Here is a 15,522-nt window from a genome sequence, read left to right as displayed (position 1 = left end):
AGGCTCGAAGGCGTGCGATCTAAAACGATTCGCACGCCATCGAAGCGTATCACGGCACCAGCTTGTAGCCACCGGCTTCCGTTACCAGGATCTCCGGGTTGGCGGCGTCCTTCTCGATCTTCTGGCGGAGGCGATAGATGTGGGTTTCCAGCGTGTGGGTGGTGACGCCGGAATTGTAGCCCCAGACCTCCTGGAGCAGGGTCTCGCGCGACACCGGCATCTGGCCGGCCCGGTAGAGGAAGCGGAGAATCGCGGTTTCCTTCTCGGTGAGGCGCACCTTGCGGGCATTGGCCGCGGTCAGCATCTTCGAGCCGGGGCGGAAGGAGTAGGGCCCGACCGAGAACACCGCGTCCTCGCTGGCCTCGTGCTGGCGGAGCTGGGCGCGGATGCGGGCCAGCAGCACCGCGAAGCGGAAGGGCTTTGCCACATAGTCGTTGGCGCCGGATTCCAGGCCCAGGATCGTGTCGGAATCGGTGTCGTGCCCGGTCAGCATGATGATCGGGGCCTTGAAGCCGCCCTTGCGCAGCGAGCGGACGACCTCGCGGCCGTCGGTATCGGGCAGGCCGACATCCATCAGGACCAGATCGGGGGAATTGGCCTTCGCGGCGCTGGCGCCCTTCGCGCCGGTATCGACAGCGGAAGCTTCGAATTCTTCGTGTAGCGATAATTGCTCCACCAACGTATCGCGCAGATCGGTATCGTCATCCACGATCAGGATCTTGCGGGCATTGGCCATGGGGGGTCATCCTTTTAGGGTCCGGCTTGGCGCGCATCCATGCCGCACCCAGCCGCGAGGGAAGTTTAGGGTCGCCGTTATTATTGTTGTTCGTGTTGAAGTAGTGGGCTGTTACCGATTCACAAGCCAGAAGCACTCTAACCCAGAATAGCAGGCCGTTTTGATGAATGTCCTGTAATGAATTCGACATTGCACGTTCACATGAAAAACAAAGCAGGTTCAGTCGGTTACACCAGGAATCGAAACGCCGGGCCGGTCTCGGCGATCCGCGTTAAGCCTGCTGCCGGAAACCCGCGGCGGGGCTGGCTGACGATGGGAGCGCTGACCATCCCGGTTGCGCTGGGGCGGGGCGGCATTCTCGCCAACAAGCGGGAGGGCGATGGCGGCACCCCCAGAGGCAGCTTCCGGCCCAGGCAATTATGGTGGCGGGGCGACCGGCACAGCCGTCCCCGAACGTTTCTGCCGGCCCGGATGATCACCGGCGTGGACGCCTGGTGCGAGGATCCGCGGGACCGCCGTTACAACCAGAGCATCCGGCTAGGTGAGGGGCAGGGCGGCGACCGCCTCAAGCGGGCCGACCATCTCTACGACTTCATCATCGAGATCGACCACAACACGCGACCCCGCATCGCCGGCCGCGGCAGCGCGGTGTTCCTGCACCTCGCCCGCGACAATTTCGGCCCGACCGCCGGCTGCGTCTCCATGACGAAATCCGCGATGCTGCAATTGCTGCGGCGCCTCGGCCCGCGAACACGAATCATCATCGGGTGAGGGGCATGCTCGACACGGATCAGATCGCCGCCGCTTCCCAGGTCCTGGCCAGGCACTGGCGCGACGGCACCAAGCTTGACGCACTGGACCCATGGTCGCGGCCAAAGAGCCGCGCCGACGGCTACGCCATCCAGGCCGCGCTCGAACGACAATCGAGCGGGACATTGTTCGGGTGGAAGATCGCGGCCACGAGCGAGGCCGGGCAGAAACACATCAATGTCGCGGGCCCCATGGCCGGTCGCATCATGAGCGACACCGTGATCGCCGATGGCGGCATCGCGCCGATGAAGGGCAACGAGATGCGCGTCGGCGAGCCGGAATTCGCCTTCCGGATGGGGCGCGATCTGCCGCCCCGAGCGACGTCGTACACGGTCGACGAGGTGCTCGCCGCCGTCGAGACCCTGCATCCCGCGATCGAGATTCCCGACTCGCGCTTTGTCGATTTCGCGAGCGCCGGCGAAGCGCAGCTCATCGCCGACAATGCCTGCGCCCATCTGTTCGTGCTCGGCGCGGCAACTTCGGCAGACTGGCGCGCGATCGATCTCGTCGAGGAACGGCCGCAGATCACGCTGCGCGGCGAGCGCTATATCGGCCGCGGCAAGAACGTGCTTGGCGATCCCCGCATTGCGCTCGCCTGGCTTGCGAACGAGCTGCGGGAGCTCGGCATTACCTTGCGGGCAGGGCAGGTGGTGACGACGGGCACGTGTCATCCGCCGCTGCCGATCAAGGCGGACGACGAATTTGCGGCGGACTTTGGCGCATTGGGGAAGGTGTCGGTGCGGTTCGCGTAACCACGCTCCATTGTGAGCGCAGCGCTTCGTTGCTCGTGCCCCGGACGCAGCGCTGCGCTTCTTCAGCGATGCGCTGCAGAGCCGGGACACGAAGGGTGAGCGTCGATCGTGCGCCTTGCGCCGTCAATGGCGGTTGCCAGGCACGCTCTCCGCTGACGGCTTCTACCGGTGCCCGAAGATCGCGCTGCCCACGCGGACATGGGTGGCACCCAGCATGATCGCGGTGGGGAAATCGGCACTCATGCCCATCGAGAGATTCGCCAGGCCATTGCGCGCGGCGATCTTGGCGGTGAGCGCAAAGTGCGCGGCGGGCGGTTCGTCGACCGGCGGGATGCACATCAATCCGGAGATCGTCAGCCCATAAGTGTCGCGGCAGCTCGCAAGGAAGGCATCGGCCTCGCCAGGCGCAACGCCGGCCTTCTGCGGCTCCTCGCCGGTGTTGATCTGGACGAACAGCTGCGGGTGCTTGTTTTGGGATTCGATTTCCTTGGCTAACGCTTGGCAAATGCTCGGACGGTCGACCGAATGGATGGCGTCGAACAGCGCGACCGCCTCTTTTGCCTTGTTGGATTGCAGCGGGCCGATCAGATGCAGCGCAATACCGGGGTAAGCAGACGTTAATGCCGGCCACTTGCCTTTGGCCTCCTGCACCCGATTCTCGCCAAATACGCGCTGTCCGGCGGCGATGACCGGGATAATTGCATCCGCCGCGAAAGTCTTGGACACCGCGATCAGCGTGACCGAGGCGCGGTCACGCCGCGCGTCGCTGCAGGCGCGTGCAATTTCGGCTTCGACCGCGGCGAGCGCGTTTGGTGAATGGCCGGTTACCGGCGCGTCGTTGGCTTCTGTCATGACGTCTCTTGGCTGTGACCCGAACCCGAGTTAGGTCCAATTTTACCGAGTTCAAGAAACAGTTTTTGAACCCTTCGCTTTACCTTAGCCCGCGGGGTGGGTAGCGAAAATGGCAAGCGTCAGTCTCAATCGCAAGCGCGCGAAACTCAAGCAGGTTCTCGGAATCCGGGCGCGGCTCGCGTTGCTCGCGGTGATTCTCGTGGCGCCCTTGATGGTCGAGCGCATCCGTTCCCTCGAAGACACGCGCGCGCGGCAAATCGCGCAGGCCGCGGCTGAATTCACCATTGTGGCAAGGCACAGCGCCGATGCGCAGCGCCAGGTGATCTCGTCGGTCGAGACCATCCTGAAATCGGAGGCCTTCATCCGCGCCTCCGCCGGCGGCATCAGCAAGAGCTGCGACGTGCTGCGCGCGAGCCTGCCGTCGAGCCTGCCCTGGATCCGCACGCTTCTGATCGCCGGCCAGGACGGCCGCATCCAATGCGCCACGAACTACATGTATGTCGGCCTCGATCTCAGTGACCGGCCGTACTTCCAGCAGGCCCAAGAAACCGGCCGCTTCGTGCTGAGCGACTTCATCATGTCGCGGCCGGTACCCACGCCGACGGTGATGGCGGTCTATCCGGTGTCCGCCTTCAGCGGCGTGGCCGATGCCGTCGTGCTCGCCACCGTCAATCTCGACTGGATGTCGAAGGTCATGAACAATCTGGGCGGCCGCGCCGGTATCACCGCGGTGCTGGTCGACAGCGCGGGCACCGTGCTGGCGGCACCGGCCGATCAGCACAGCGCGGTCGGCCGTCCGCTCGACAACATGCCGCTGATGTCCGCGATCGCCGACAAGGCGCTGCGCTCCGATCAGGATGAGGGTGCGCTGTCCTTCCTCGCCGCCGACGGCTCCCGCCGCGCGGTCAGCTATATCCGCATCGCCGGCACCAATGCCCGCCTGATCGCCAGCATCGACGAGGACAAGGTATCCGCGGCGGTCAGCCGCGACATCCGCACCGCCTATCTGCAGCTCGCCTTCGTGCTCATGTTCGTCCTGCTCGGCGCGCTGATCGCCGCCGAAAAACTCGTGATCAAGCCGATCGAGATGCTCGCCGACATGGCCAAGCGACTCGGCGAAGGCGACCTCTCGGCCCGCGCCGCGCGCAATCGCCTGCCCGCCGAGTTCGTGCCGCTCGCCCGCGCGTTCAACGCGATGGCCGCGCAGCTGAGCCAGCGCGAGCGCGAGCTGATCGCAAGCAACGATCGCCTCACGGTGATGGCTTCGATCGACATGCTGTCCGGTCTCGCCAATCGCCGCGGCTTCCAGAGCCGGCTGGATTTCGAATGGATGCGCGCGCAGCAATATGGCAGCGAGCTCGCGCTTCTGATGATCGACGTCGACCATTTCAAGCTGTTCAACGACACCTACGGCCATCTCGAAGGCGATTCCTGCCTGACGCGGCTCGGCGAATCCTTGTCCGGCATCGCCGCCGACACGATGGGCTTCGCGGCCCGCTACGGCGGCGAGGAGTTCTGCCTGCTGCTACCGAACACCGACGTGACGCGCGCCGTCGAGATCGGCGAGCAGGTGCGTTCGGCGGTGCTGAGGCTCTGCCTGCCGCACATCACCTCGCACCACATGATCGTCACCGTCTCGATCGGCGTCGCTGCGACCAAGCCGAACGAGACCCTGCGCCCGGGCGACCTGATCGAAGCCGCCGACGCCGCGCTCTACGCCGCCAAGCACCGCGGCCGCAACAACGTCGTCGAGCACCGCGTGCAGGCGATCGAGACCGGCACGGCGGAGATGATGATGGCGGCGAGCGCCTAGCCCGCAGCTCCCGCGCGATCGAGCTCGATCTCCGTCACCACGCGATTGCGGCCACCGCCCTTGGCGAGATAGAGCGCGCGGTCGGAGCGCTCGATGAGATCGGTGACCGCTTCACCCTGCCGATATTGCGCCACGCCGATTGACACGCTGATGCCGGGTAGGGTCTCGCCGGTCGAGCGGCGGGTGATCCTTGCGTCGGCGATTGCACGCCTGATCCGCTCGGCGATGTCGGCGGCGGTGGCAAGGTCGGCATCCGGCAGCACCGCGATCAGCTCCTCGCCGCCATAGCGGGCCGGCAGGTCCTGCGCGCGAACCTTCTCGCGCAACACTTTCGCCATCAACCGTAACACCTGGTCGCCGACCCCGTGGCCGAAATTGTCGTTGAAGGACTTGAAGTGGTCGATGTCGAGCATCAGCACGCTGAGCGGCTCACCCCATTCCGCAGTGGTTTGCGCCTTGCGCAGGAATTCGTCGAGTGCTCGCCGGTTTGCAAGGCCGGTCAGCGTGTCGGTCCGGGCGCGCTGCTCGGATCGCGACAGCGAATCGCGGATCACGTCGAGCTCGCGGGTCTTTTCAGCAAAGCCTGCCTCCAGCCGCGTCGCCCGCGTGGCTGCCCGCGCCAGCTCGTTCATGAGCTGGGCGACCAGCAGCTTTGGATCGACACCGGCCTTGCCCTGGTCGGCCACCTGGCTGATGACCTGCATCTGCGAATGATTGTCGGCAATCGCAGTCGCCAGAAACTCCTTCGCCGTCCCCATGAGCGCCTGCAGCCGCTCGGACGTGTCGACCACGACCGCACTCACCTGGGGCGCGACGTAGGTCTCGAACAGAGCCTGATTGGTTCGGGCATCGAACGGACGATTGTGGTCGATCAGGAGATCAATCGCGTTACGTAGATCGTCGTGGCTGCCCGCGAAATATTGGTACCAGACGGCAAAATTCGCGGGGGCCGGCGCAATCCGCTGTTCGGCCATGCTCCGCATCGCCCGCCCGGCGACGGACGCGGCATAGTCGTAATCGGGATCGTCGAAGCTGGAATTCATTTGCGGTAACGCGGCCTTGCCCGGCCGCAAATTGGCATTGACCCCTTAATCCCACCCCAACGCAGGCCCTCGTAGTTATGCGGAGGCGACCTCAAAGTTCCAAAACGCGGCAACCCATTGACCCCCCGAGGTCTTCTATGGCCTAGTCCGCCGTCTTGACGGCCGAACCCACGAAAAACCCAACGATTCCATGACCTCCGAACGCTACAACGCCCGCGACGCCGAACCGCGATGGCAACGCCTCTGGGACGAGCAGGCGATCTTCGTCTCCAAGAACGACGATCCGCGGCCGAAATACTATGTGCTCGAGATGTTCCCCTACCCGTCCGGGCGCATCCATATCGGCCATGTCCGGAATTACACGCTCGGCGACGTGCTGGCCCGCTTCATGCGCGCCAAGGGGTTCAACGTGCTGCATCCGATGGGCTGGGACGCCTTTGGGCTGCCGGCCGAGAACGCCGCGATCGAGCGCAAGGTGGCGCCGAAGGCCTGGACCTACGACAACATCGCCGCGATGAAGAAGCAGCTCCGCTCGATCGGGCTGTCGCTGGATTGGTCGAGGGAGATCGCGACCTGCGATCCCTCCTATTACAAGCACCAGCAGAAGATGTTCCTGGACTTCCTCCGCGCCGGCCTCGCCGAGCGCGAGAAGCGCAGGGTCAACTGGGACCCCGTCGACATGACCGTGCTCGCCAACGAGCAGGTGATCGACGGCCGCGGCTGGCGTTCCGGCGCCGTGGTCGAGCAGCGCGAGATGAACCAGTGGGTCTTCAAGATCACGAAGTACTCGCAGGAGCTGCTGTCGGCGCTCGACGGGCTGGACCGCTGGCCCGACAAGGTGCGGCTGATGCAGCGCAACTGGATCGGCCGCTCGGAAGGTCTCTTGATCCGCTTCGCGCTGGATGCGGCGACGACGCCGGCGGGCGAGAGCGAATTGAAGATCTTCACGACGCGCCCGGACACGCTGTTCGGCGCCAAGTTCATGGCGATCTCGGCGGATCATCCGCTGGCGCAAGCGGCAGCGGCGAAGAACCCGAAGCTTGCCGAGTTCATCGCCGAGATCAAAAAGATCGGCACTGCGCAGGAGATCATCGACACCGCGGAAAAGCAGGGTTTCGACACCGGCATCCGCGCGGTGCACCCGTTCGATCCCTCATGGAAGCTGCCGGTCTATGTCGCCAATTTCGTGCTGATGGAATACGGCACCGGCGCCATCTTCGGCTGCCCCGCACACGACCAGCGCGACCTCGACTTCGTCAACAAGTACAATCTCGGCAACACGCCCGTCGTATGCCCGGAAGGCCAGGACCCGAAGAGCTTCGTCATCACCGACACCGCCTATGACGGTGACGGCCGCATGATCAATTCGCGCTTCCTCGACGGCATGACCATCGAGCAGGCCAAGGAAGAGGTGGCGAAGCGGCTCGAGATGGAGCTGCGCGGCAACGCGCCGGTCGGCGAGCGCCAGGTCAATTTCCGCCTGCGCGACTGGGGCATTTCGCGCCAGCGCTATTGGGGCTGCCCGATTCCCATCATTCACTGTCCGAAGTGCGACGTGGTGCCGGTGCCGGATGCCGACCTGCCGGTGAAGCTGCCCGACGATGCGACCTTCGACAGACCGGGCAACGCGCTCGATCATCATCCGACATGGAAGCACGTCACCTGCCCGCAATGCGGCGGCAAGGCGCAGCGCGAAACCGATACCATGGACACCTTCGTGGACTCGTCCTGGTACTTTGCGCGCTTCACCGATCCCTGGAACGAGGCGTCGCCGACGACGCCTGATGTCGCCAACCGGATGCTGCCGGTCGACCAGTATATCGGCGGCGTCGAGCACGCGATCCTGCATCTGCTCTACAGCCGATTCTTCACCCGCGCCATGAAGGCGACGGGGCACCTCGCGCTGGACGAGCCGTTCGCCGGCATGTTCACGCAAGGCATGGTGGTGCACGAGACCTACCAGAAGGCCGACGGCACCTATGTGCAGCCGGCCGAGGTGAAGGTCGAGGTCGGCGGCAACGGACGGCGTGCCACGCTGCTGACGACGGGCGAAGACATCGCGATCGGCCCGATCGAGAAGATGTCGAAGTCGAAGAAGAACACGGTCGACCCCGACGACATCATCGAGACCTATGGCGCCGACGTCGCCCGCTGGTTCATGCTGTCGGACTCCCCGCCCGACCGCGACGTGATCTGGAGCGACGAGCGCGTCCAGGGCGCCTCGCGCTTCGTACAGCGGCTGTGGCGGCTGGTGAACGATGCCGTCGAGGTCGGCAAGGCTGCGCCGGCGGCGCGGCCGGCCAGCTTCGGCCCGGACGCCACCGCTTTGCGCAAGGCCGCCCACGGCGCACTGGACAAGGTCACATCAGGCATCGAGCGGCTGCACTTCAACGTTTGCCTCGCCCATATCCGCGAATTCACCAATGCGTTCTCGGAGGTGCTTCAGCGGCCCGGCCAGCCCGCCCCGGATCTCGCTCCCGATTTGGCTTGGGCGATCCAGGAGGCCAGCCAGATCCTGGTCCAGCTGTTCTCGCCGATGATGCCGCATCTGGCCGAGGAGTGCTGGCAGGTTCTGGGTCAGTCCGGGTTGGTTTCGGAGGCCGATTGGCCGCAAATCGAACGCGATCTGCTGGTTGAAGACAGCGTGACCCTGGTGGTCCAGGTCAACGGCAAGAAGCGGGGTGAGGTCACAGTTGCAACAGCGGCCCAAAATCCGGAAATCGAGGCTGCCGTTTTGGCGCTCGATGCGGTAAAGCTGGCCCTGGACGGCAAGCCCGTCCGCAAGGTGATCATCGTCCCCAAGAGGATCGTGAATGTTGTCGGCTAGGATCCGTATCGCAGCCCGCTTGCTGGCAGTCGCCGCGCTGGCGGCGCTGACGGCCGGCTGCTTCCAGCCGATGTATGCCGAGCGCACCGACGGCACCCCCGGCCTGCGCGAGAAGCTGATGGGGGTCGAGCTGCCCCCGATCAGCAAGGCCAATGCCTCCCGCGAGGCCCGTGTCGGCGTCGAGATCCGCAACGCGCTGGCTTTCAAGCTTTACGGCACGGCTACGGGCATGCCGCCGACCCACCGGCTCGACATCCGCTTCACCACCAGCCGCTCCTCCCTGATCGTCAGCTCCACGACGGGACTGCCGACCAGCGAAAATCTCGGCATCGACGCCCAGTACAATCTGATCGAGGTCGCGACCGGCCGGTCCGTGATGACCGGCTCGACGTTCTCGCGCGTGTCCTATGACATGCCGGGCTCCTATCAGCGCTTCTCGCGCACCCGCGCCGTGCGCGACGCCGAGGATCGCGCCGCCAACGAGATCGCCGAGAACATCACGACCCGGCTTGCCTCGTTCTTCACCGCGGGCACCTAGTTTCATTTCCGTCATTCCGGGGCGCCCGAAGGGCGAGCCCGGAATCCAGAGATTGTTGATCGGGATTTCGCGCTTCGCGCGTCCCGGAAATGACAATTGGGCCCGATGGTCGCACTGCGTGGAAAAGAGATCGACGCCTTCCTCGCCCGCCCCGATGCGGGCCGTCCGATCATCCTGCTCTACGGTCCTGACGCGGGCCTCGTGCGCGAGCGCGCCGACGCGCTGATCGCCTCCGCCGTCGACGATCCGAACGACCCGTTCTCCCTGGTCAAGCTCGACGGCGACGAGCTCTCCGCCGAGCCGTCGCGCCTCGTCGACGAAGCCATGACCGTGCCGCTGTTCGGCGGCCGCCGCGCCATCCGCGTTCGCGCCGGCTCGCGCAGCTTTGCCAGCGGCATCGAGACCCTGGCCGAGATGAACGTGAGGGATTGCCGCATCGTCATCGAGGCCGGCGAGCTCCGCCCGGAATCGCCGCTGCGCAAGACCTGCGAGAAGGCCAAGACGGCGGTCGCGATCGGCTGCTATCCCGACACCGAGCGCGATCTTGCCAAGCTGATGGACGACGAGCTGCGCATCGCGAATTTGCGGATCGCGCAGGATGCCCGCGCGGCGCTGATGTCGTTCCTCGGCGGCGACCGCCAGGCCTCGCGCAACGAGCTGCGCAAGCTGACGCTCTACGCCCACGGCAAGGGCGAGGTCACGCTGGACGACGTCATGGCCGTGGTCGCCGATGCCTCGGAGCTGAAGCTGGATCCGATCGTCGATGGCGCCTTCGCCGGACGGCCGGACATCGTCGAGACCGAGTTTGCAAAAGCGATGATCGCGGGGACCTATCCCGGCGTGATCATCTCGGCCGCACAGCGCCAGGCGGCGTGGCTGCACAAATCCGCCCTGGCGATTGCCGACGGCACCCCCGCCTCCGCCGTGCTCGAGGGCGGCTATCCGCGCCTGCATTTTTCGCGAAAGCCTGCGGTCGAAACCGCGCTGCGCAATTTCAGCCCGGCGCGGCTCGCCGCTGTGATCGAGCAGCTCGCGACCGCCGCGCTCGACACGCGCAAGCAATCCACCCTCGCCGCCGCCATCGCCCAGCGCGCGCTGATGGCGATCGCCGCGAATGCGAAGCGGCGGGGATAGGCCTCCGCTCTCTCCACGTCATTGCGAGCGCGACGAAGCAATCCAGAGTCTCTCCGCGGAAAGATTCTGGATTGCTTCGCTGCGCTCGCAATGACGGATTAGAGAGCCGGCGCGGCTACAGCACGCCCTTGGCCAGACGCTTCATCACCTCGTCGAGCTGATCGAGGTTGCGGTAGTTGATCTGCACGGAGCCGCCGGGATCGCGATGGTTGACGGTGACCCTGAGGCCGAGCGCGTCGCTGACGCGCTTTTCGAGATCGATCGTATCCGGATCCTTTTCCTTGCCCCCGCTGGCGCGCGCCTTCTGCGGCTTGCGCTCCGGCACGCCCTCTTCGTGCGCGAGCGCCTCGGCCTGGCGGACGTTGAGACCTTCCTCGACGATGCGCTTGGCCGCTGCGAGCGGATCGGGCACGCCGATCAGCGCGCGGGCATGACCTGCGGTCAGCTCGCCGGTGGCGATGAAGGCCTGCACCTCCGCCGGCAGCTTGGTCAGCCGCATCATGTTGGCGACGTGGCTGCGGCTCTTGCCGACGACCTTGGCGATGTCCTCCTGGCTGCGCTTGAACTCGTTGGCGAGCGCGTGATAGCCCTGCGCCTCTTCCATCGGGTTGAGGTCCTCGCGCTGCACGTTCTCGACGATCGCGAACTCCAGCGCATCGCTGTCGCTGATATCGACGGGCACGATCGGCACCTCGTGCAGGCCGGCCATCTGCGAGGCGCGCCAGCGGCGTTCGCCGGCGATGATCTCGTAGCGATCCTGCGCGCCCTTCACCGGACGCACCACGATCGGCTGGATCACGCCATGCTGCTTGATGGAGTCGGAGAGCTCCTTCAGCTCGGCGTCCGAAAACGTGCGGCGCGGATTGCGCGGATTGGCCTTGATGAATTCGATCGGCACCTTGCGCTGCGCGCGCGGACGATCGACATGCTGGGCCTCGCCGCCGACGTCACCGATCAGACTTGCAAGACCCCGGCCCAGTCGCGAACGCGCTTCGTCGGCCATCGCCAGCTCCCTTGGATTCACGGTGCAGCACTCCAGAACTGAATTATCGAAACTCGTAGAATCGTAGGGTGGGTTAGCGCAGCGTAACCCACCTCTTTTGTTTCCGTGGAGGCAGACAGTGATGGGTTACGCCTTCGGCTAACCCACCCTACGGCAACCTCAATGCGTCGTGCGCAGCTCGCGCTCGCGCTGGATCACTTCGGTGGCGAGCCGCAAATAGGCTTCGCTGCCGACGCATTTGAGATCGTAGACCAGCACCGGCTTGCCATAGGACGGCGCTTCCGAGATGCGCACGTTGCGCGGGATCATGGTCTTGTAGACCTTCTCGCCCATGAACTGGCGGACGTCGGCGACGACCTGGTTCGACAGGTTGTTGCGCGAGTCGAACATCGTCAGGACGATGCCGTGGATCGACAGGTTTGGATTGAGCGTCGAGCGCACCTGCTCGACCGTCTGCAAGAGCTGCGACAGACCTTCGAGCGCGAAGAACTCGCATTGCAGCGGCACCAGGATCGCATCGGAGGCGGCCATCGCGTTGACCGTGAGCAGGTTGAGCGAGGGCGGGCAGTCGATCAGCACATAGGTGTAGTCGGCATCCGGCGAGACGTTGTTGTTGAGCGCACCGATCGCGTCGCGCAGCTTGAAGGCGCGGCCGGGCGTGGTGCCGAGCTCGAGCTCGAGGCCGGAGAGATCCATGGTCGAGGGCGCGATGTGCAGCCGCGGCACCGCGGTCGAGACCACCGCCTCTCGCAAGGCGGCTTCGCCGATCAGCACGTCATAGGTCGAGCAGGAGCGGTTGCGGCGATCGATGCCGAGGCCGGTCGAGGCGTTGCCCTGGGGATCGAGATCGACGATCAGGACGCGCTCGCCGATCGCAGCGAGCGCCGTGCCGAGGTTGATCGCTGTGGTTGTTTTGCCCACGCCGCCCTTTTGATTCGCCAGCGCAAGGATGCGCGGATGGCCATGGGGCACCTCGTCGGTCTTTTGGGCCGTCTGCTCTTGCTGTGGTTCGTCAATCACGCTCATCGCAATTCCCCACTCACCCCTCAACGCCTCAGCTGCGCCGTTCGGCGGCATTGAGCTCCACGATCCAACCGTCGCCCGTTCGGCTTTGGTGGAGCTGCGGCTGAATATTCCAATATTTAGCGGCTTCGGTCAATTCAGCCTCTACATCTTGACCCTTGAGAAATAGCGCCTTTGCGCCCTGGCGCATCAGCGGCTCCGCAAAGCCGATGAGTTGATGTAGCGGAGCTAGCGCACGCGCGGTGACGCAATCGACAGGGCCGGTGATTCTATCCACATTATCCCCGATCTCAGCGAGATGTACGACTCCCGGAGATGTGGTGACGCGGATCGCTTCGCGCAAAAAGGCGGCCTTCTTGGCGATTCGTTCGACGAGATGGACGCTCGCGCCGGGGGTGCCGGCCATGGCGCAGGCGAGCACGACGCCGGGAAATCCGCCACCGCTACCAAGATCGGCCCAGCGTTTCGCAGCCGGCGCCAGATCGACCAGCTGGATCGAATCGGCGATGTGCCGGGTCCAGAGCTGCGGCATTGTCGATGGCGCGATGAGATTGGTCTTGGCCTGCCACTCCCGGAGCAGCGCGATGTAGCGATCAAGCCGCGCCTCGGTTTCACGTGAAACGGGCGCAAGCTTGAGCGCGGCGGTCTTGTCGGCGGCGATGATGGAATCGAGCGCCTTGTCGTTGGCCGCGGCCTTGCTGATCCTCATGCTGGCCGCTCCAGGTTCAGTTCGCCGGCCAGCGCCCTCACCCGCTCCGGGTCGTCGCGATGGCGGTCGATCCCCGCCGGGTCCGCGCTGTTTCACGTGAAACGCCTTTTGCGATTGGCTTATGCGATTGCTTTGGAGGTCTTCCGTGCCTCGCGGCGGAGGTAGGCCGCGAGAATGCCGAGCGCCGCCGGGGTCATCCCGTCAATCCGGCCGGCCTGGCCGACGGTGAACGGTCGCGACTTCTCCAGCTTGGCGCGCACTTCATTGGAGAGACCGGGAACGAGTTGGTAATCGACATCCGCCAGCACCATGCCCTCGTCACGCCGGAAGGCTTCGACGTCGGCGCTCTGGCGCTCCAGATAGACGTCGTACTTGGCGTCGATCTCGAGATGGGTGGCAATAGCGGGATCGATGGCCGACAGCTCCGGCCAGATCGCGCGGACCTGGCTCCAGCCGATCTCCGGATAGGCCATCAGCTCGAAGGCCGAGCGGCGCTGGCCGTCCCGGTTCAGCGACAGCCCGTGCTTGATCGCCTCGTTCGGGGTGATAGTCAGGGACTTCGACAGCGTCCGGGCGGCGTTCAAGGCGTCCATCTTGGCGCGATGATGCCTGATACGGGCGCCGCCGACGCATCCCAGGGCGATCCCTTTCTCCGTCAGGCGCTGGTCCGCATTGTCGGCCCGCAGCGTCAGCCGATATTCGGCCCTGGAGGTGAACATCCGATAGGGCTCGCTGATCCCGCGGGTGACGAGGTCATCGATCATCACGCCGAGATAGCCGTCTGCCCGGTCGAACACGGTTAGAGCGGCGCCACTGGCGGCAAGCGCAGCGTTCAGGCCGGCGACGATGCCCTGCCCGGCGGCTTCCTCGTATCCCGTGGTGCCGTTGATCTGCCCGGCCAGGAAGAGACCGCGCAGACGCTTGGTCTGCAGGGTCGGATCGAGTTCGCGGGGATCGATGTGGTCGTACTCGATGGCGTAGCCCGGGCGGACCATCTTGACCCGTTCCAGACCGGGGATGCTGGCGAGGATGGCGAGCTGGACGTCCTCGGGGAGCGAGGTGGAGATCCCATTGGGATAGACGGTCGTATCGTCCAGGCCTTCCGGCTCCAGGAAGATCTGGTGACCATCGCGGTCGCCGAAGCGGACGATCTTGTCCTCGATCGAGGGGCAATAGCGCGGTCCGGAGCTCTTGATCTGGCCGGAGTACATCGGGGAACGATGGACATTGGCCCGGATCACCTCATGCGTCGCGGCCGTGGTCCGGGTGATCCCGCACTGGATCTGCGGCGTCGTGATCCGCTCGGTCATCACCGAGAACGGCTCCGGCGGCTCGTCGCCGGGCTGCATCTCGACCGCGGACCAGTCGATCGTGGTGCCGTCCAGACGCGGCGGGGTCCCGGTCTTGAGGCGTCCGAGAGTGAAGCCAGCCCGCTCGAAGGAGCTGGAAAGGCCCATCGCCGGGGCTTCGCCGACCCGGCCGGCGGGCCAGTTCTTCTCACCGAGATGGATCAGGCCGCGCAAGAAGGTGCCGGTGGTGACGACAACGGCCCCTGCCCGAAGCTCCCGGCCGTCGGCCAGGCGGAGCCCGGTCACCCGTCCCTCGACCACGACCAGCTCGTCGGCTTCGCCGTCGATGACGGAGAGGCCGTCGGTCTGGCGGATGGCGCTCTGCATCGCCGCCGCATAGAGCTTGCGATCGGCCTGGGCTCGGGGACCGCGGACGGCAGGACCTTTCCGGCGATTGAGGACGCGAAACTGGATGCCGCCGGCATCGCCCACACGGCCCATCAGGCCGTCGAGCGCATCGACCTCACGGACCAGATGGCCTTTGCCGAGCCCGCCAATAGCGGGATTGCAGGACATGGCGCCAATCGTCGAGAAACGGTGTGTCACCAGAGCGGTTGCCGCACCCATCCGGGCAGCCACCGCTGCGGCCTCACAGCCGGCGTGGCCACCGCCGATGACGATGACGTCAAAACTCTCTCGCTCTGATCGCATGGGCGGACTTCTAGCTCAGAGCCGGGAAAGCCGGAAGTGGAAACTCGGGGCCTCGTGTTTCACGTGAAACAAGCGGGGCCCAAGTCAAAATGGCATTTCGAGAAAACAACCCCATGCACAGTAGGAAGGGGGCATCGATCCGCCCGCTGTTTCACGTGAAACGAATCGGCGCGCTCGGCCGCGAGGTCAACACCCCCTCGTGTGCCCTTGTGCTTGATCGCGGAGCCGCATTGCGAGCGAAGCGAAGCAATCCAGAGTCCCGCGACGGAGGCAGTCTGGATT

General features: G+C 65.2%; 13 protein-coding genes. 6 read left to right on the top strand and 7 right to left on the bottom strand.

The genetic code is table 11. From position 1 onward, the window contains the following. Nucleotides 1–49: 49 nt before the first annotated feature. Nucleotides 50–736 (bottom strand): response regulator transcription factor, encoded by a 687-nt coding sequence (locus BDOA9_RS06170; protein WP_008142830.1) that lies wholly within the window; start codon nucleotides 734–736, stop codon nucleotides 50–52. A 201-nt stretch (nucleotides 737–937) separates the two neighbouring features. On the opposite strand from BDOA9_RS06170, the gene BDOA9_RS06165 reads away from it, so the two are divergent. Together BDOA9_RS06165 and BDOA9_RS06160 are read left to right on the top strand one after the other, a co-directional pair. Next, nucleotides 938–1,507: a L,D-transpeptidase family protein gene (locus tag BDOA9_RS06165; RefSeq protein ID WP_025033073.1), complete on the top strand. Its 570-nt coding sequence runs from the start codon at nucleotides 938–940 to the stop codon at nucleotides 1,505–1,507. A gap of 5 nt (nucleotides 1,508–1,512) precedes the next feature. Then, the gene (locus BDOA9_RS06160; protein WP_025033072.1) at nucleotides 1,513–2,298 is read left to right on the top strand and encodes a 2-keto-4-pentenoate hydratase; all 786 of its coding nucleotides are present in this window, start codon (nucleotides 1,513–1,515) and stop codon (nucleotides 2,296–2,298) included. A gap of 162 nt (nucleotides 2,299–2,460) precedes the next feature. Here the strand turns inward: BDOA9_RS06160 and BDOA9_RS06155 are convergent, their stop codons facing one another. Then, complete coding sequence (locus BDOA9_RS06155; RefSeq protein WP_025033071.1) at nucleotides 2,461–3,150, bottom strand: YggS family pyridoxal phosphate-dependent enzyme; 690 nt, start codon at nucleotides 3,148–3,150, stop codon at nucleotides 2,461–2,463. 109 nt (nucleotides 3,151–3,259) lie between these two features. Here BDOA9_RS06155 and BDOA9_RS06150 point away from each other — a divergent pair, with 109 nt between their 5' ends. After that, nucleotides 3,260–4,963: a diguanylate cyclase domain-containing protein gene (locus BDOA9_RS06150; protein WP_025033070.1), complete on the top strand. Its 1,704-nt coding sequence runs from the start codon at nucleotides 3,260–3,262 to the stop codon at nucleotides 4,961–4,963. Here the strand turns inward: BDOA9_RS06150 and BDOA9_RS06145 are convergent. Then, nucleotides 4,960–6,006 (bottom strand): GGDEF domain-containing protein, encoded by a 1,047-nt coding sequence (locus BDOA9_RS06145; RefSeq protein WP_192859543.1) that lies wholly within the window; start codon nucleotides 6,004–6,006, stop codon nucleotides 4,960–4,962. The two genes, BDOA9_RS06150 and BDOA9_RS06145, sit on opposite strands and share 4 nt — an antisense overlap. 190 nt (nucleotides 6,007–6,196) lie before the next feature. On the opposite strand from BDOA9_RS06145, the gene leuS reads away from it, so the two are divergent. The 3 genes from leuS to holA all read left to right on the top strand — a co-directional run bounded on the left by leuS (nucleotide 6,197) and on the right by holA (nucleotide 10,505). Beyond that, entirely contained in the window at nucleotides 6,197–8,833 is a 2,637-nt protein-coding gene (leuS, locus tag BDOA9_RS06140) for a leucine--tRNA ligase (protein WP_025033068.1), read from the top strand. Continuing rightward, nucleotides 8,820–9,371, top strand: a complete 552-nt coding sequence (lptE, locus tag BDOA9_RS06135; RefSeq protein ID WP_025033067.1) for an LPS assembly lipoprotein LptE — start codon at nucleotides 8,820–8,822, stop codon at nucleotides 9,369–9,371. The genes leuS and lptE overlap by 14 nt, the downstream gene beginning before the upstream one ends. 105 nt (nucleotides 9,372–9,476) lie before the next feature. Then, nucleotides 9,477–10,505, top strand: coding sequence for a DNA polymerase III subunit delta (gene holA, locus BDOA9_RS06130; protein WP_025033066.1), 1,029 nt, complete (start codon nucleotides 9,477–9,479; stop codon nucleotides 10,503–10,505). Between the two features lie 115 nt (nucleotides 10,506–10,620). Here holA and BDOA9_RS06125 read toward each other — a convergent pair whose 3' ends face one another. From BDOA9_RS06125 to mnmG, 4 genes are all read right to left on the bottom strand, one after another. Continuing rightward, on the bottom strand, nucleotides 10,621–11,508 hold the full coding sequence (locus tag BDOA9_RS06125; RefSeq protein WP_025033065.1) for a ParB/RepB/Spo0J family partition protein: 888 nt from the start codon (nucleotides 11,506–11,508) through the stop codon (nucleotides 10,621–10,623). A 159-nt stretch (nucleotides 11,509–11,667) separates the two neighbouring features. Further along, entirely contained in the window at nucleotides 11,668–12,534 is an 867-nt protein-coding gene (locus BDOA9_RS06120) for a ParA family protein (RefSeq protein ID WP_025033064.1), read from the bottom strand. A gap of 28 nt (nucleotides 12,535–12,562) precedes the next feature. Next, complete coding sequence (gene rsmG, locus BDOA9_RS06115) at nucleotides 12,563–13,240, bottom strand: 16S rRNA (guanine(527)-N(7))-methyltransferase RsmG (RefSeq protein WP_192859646.1); 678 nt, start codon at nucleotides 13,238–13,240, stop codon at nucleotides 12,563–12,565. Between the two features lie 119 nt (nucleotides 13,241–13,359). After that, on the bottom strand, nucleotides 13,360–15,240 hold the full coding sequence (mnmG, locus tag BDOA9_RS06110; protein WP_025033062.1) for a tRNA uridine-5-carboxymethylaminomethyl(34) synthesis enzyme MnmG: 1,881 nt from the start codon (nucleotides 15,238–15,240) through the stop codon (nucleotides 13,360–13,362). Between the last annotated feature and the right edge of the window lie 282 nt (nucleotides 15,241–15,522).

This window comes from Bradyrhizobium sp. DOA9 (assembly GCF_000617845.2).
Classification (GTDB): domain Bacteria; phylum Pseudomonadota; class Alphaproteobacteria; order Rhizobiales; family Xanthobacteraceae; genus Bradyrhizobium.
The sequence above is the reverse complement of the archived record's forward strand: the minus strand, read 5'-3'. Positions and strand labels throughout refer to the sequence as shown.

Coding starts and splice junctions, on each gene's coding strand:
- BDOA9_RS06170 (WP_008142830.1), bottom strand. CDS start 736: ATGGCCAATGCCCGCAAGATCCTGATCGTGGATGACGATACCGATCTG.
- BDOA9_RS06165 (WP_025033073.1), top strand. CDS start 938: ATGAAAAACAAAGCAGGTTCAGTCGGTTACACCAGGAATCGAAACGCC.
- BDOA9_RS06160 (WP_025033072.1), top strand. CDS start 1,513: ATGCTCGACACGGATCAGATCGCCGCCGCTTCCCAGGTCCTGGCCAGG.
- BDOA9_RS06155 (WP_025033071.1), bottom strand. CDS start 3,150: ATGACAGAAGCCAACGACGCGCCGGTAACCGGCCATTCACCAAACGCG.
- BDOA9_RS06150 (WP_025033070.1), top strand. CDS start 3,260: ATGGCAAGCGTCAGTCTCAATCGCAAGCGCGCGAAACTCAAGCAGGTT.
- BDOA9_RS06145 (WP_192859543.1), bottom strand. CDS start 6,006: ATGAATTCCAGCTTCGACGATCCCGATTACGACTATGCCGCGTCCGTC.
- leuS (WP_025033068.1), top strand. CDS start 6,197: ATGACCTCCGAACGCTACAACGCCCGCGACGCCGAACCGCGATGGCAA.
- lptE (WP_025033067.1), top strand. CDS start 8,820: ATGTTGTCGGCTAGGATCCGTATCGCAGCCCGCTTGCTGGCAGTCGCC.
- holA (WP_025033066.1), top strand. CDS start 9,477: ATGGTCGCACTGCGTGGAAAAGAGATCGACGCCTTCCTCGCCCGCCCC.
- BDOA9_RS06125 (WP_025033065.1), bottom strand. CDS start 11,508: ATGGCCGACGAAGCGCGTTCGCGACTGGGCCGGGGTCTTGCAAGTCTG.
- BDOA9_RS06120 (WP_025033064.1), bottom strand. CDS start 12,534: ATGAGCGTGATTGACGAACCACAGCAAGAGCAGACGGCCCAAAAGACC.
- rsmG (WP_192859646.1), bottom strand. CDS start 13,240: ATGAGGATCAGCAAGGCCGCGGCCAACGACAAGGCGCTCGATTCCATC.
- mnmG (WP_025033062.1), bottom strand. CDS start 15,240: ATGCGATCAGAGCGAGAGAGTTTTGACGTCATCGTCATCGGCGGTGGC.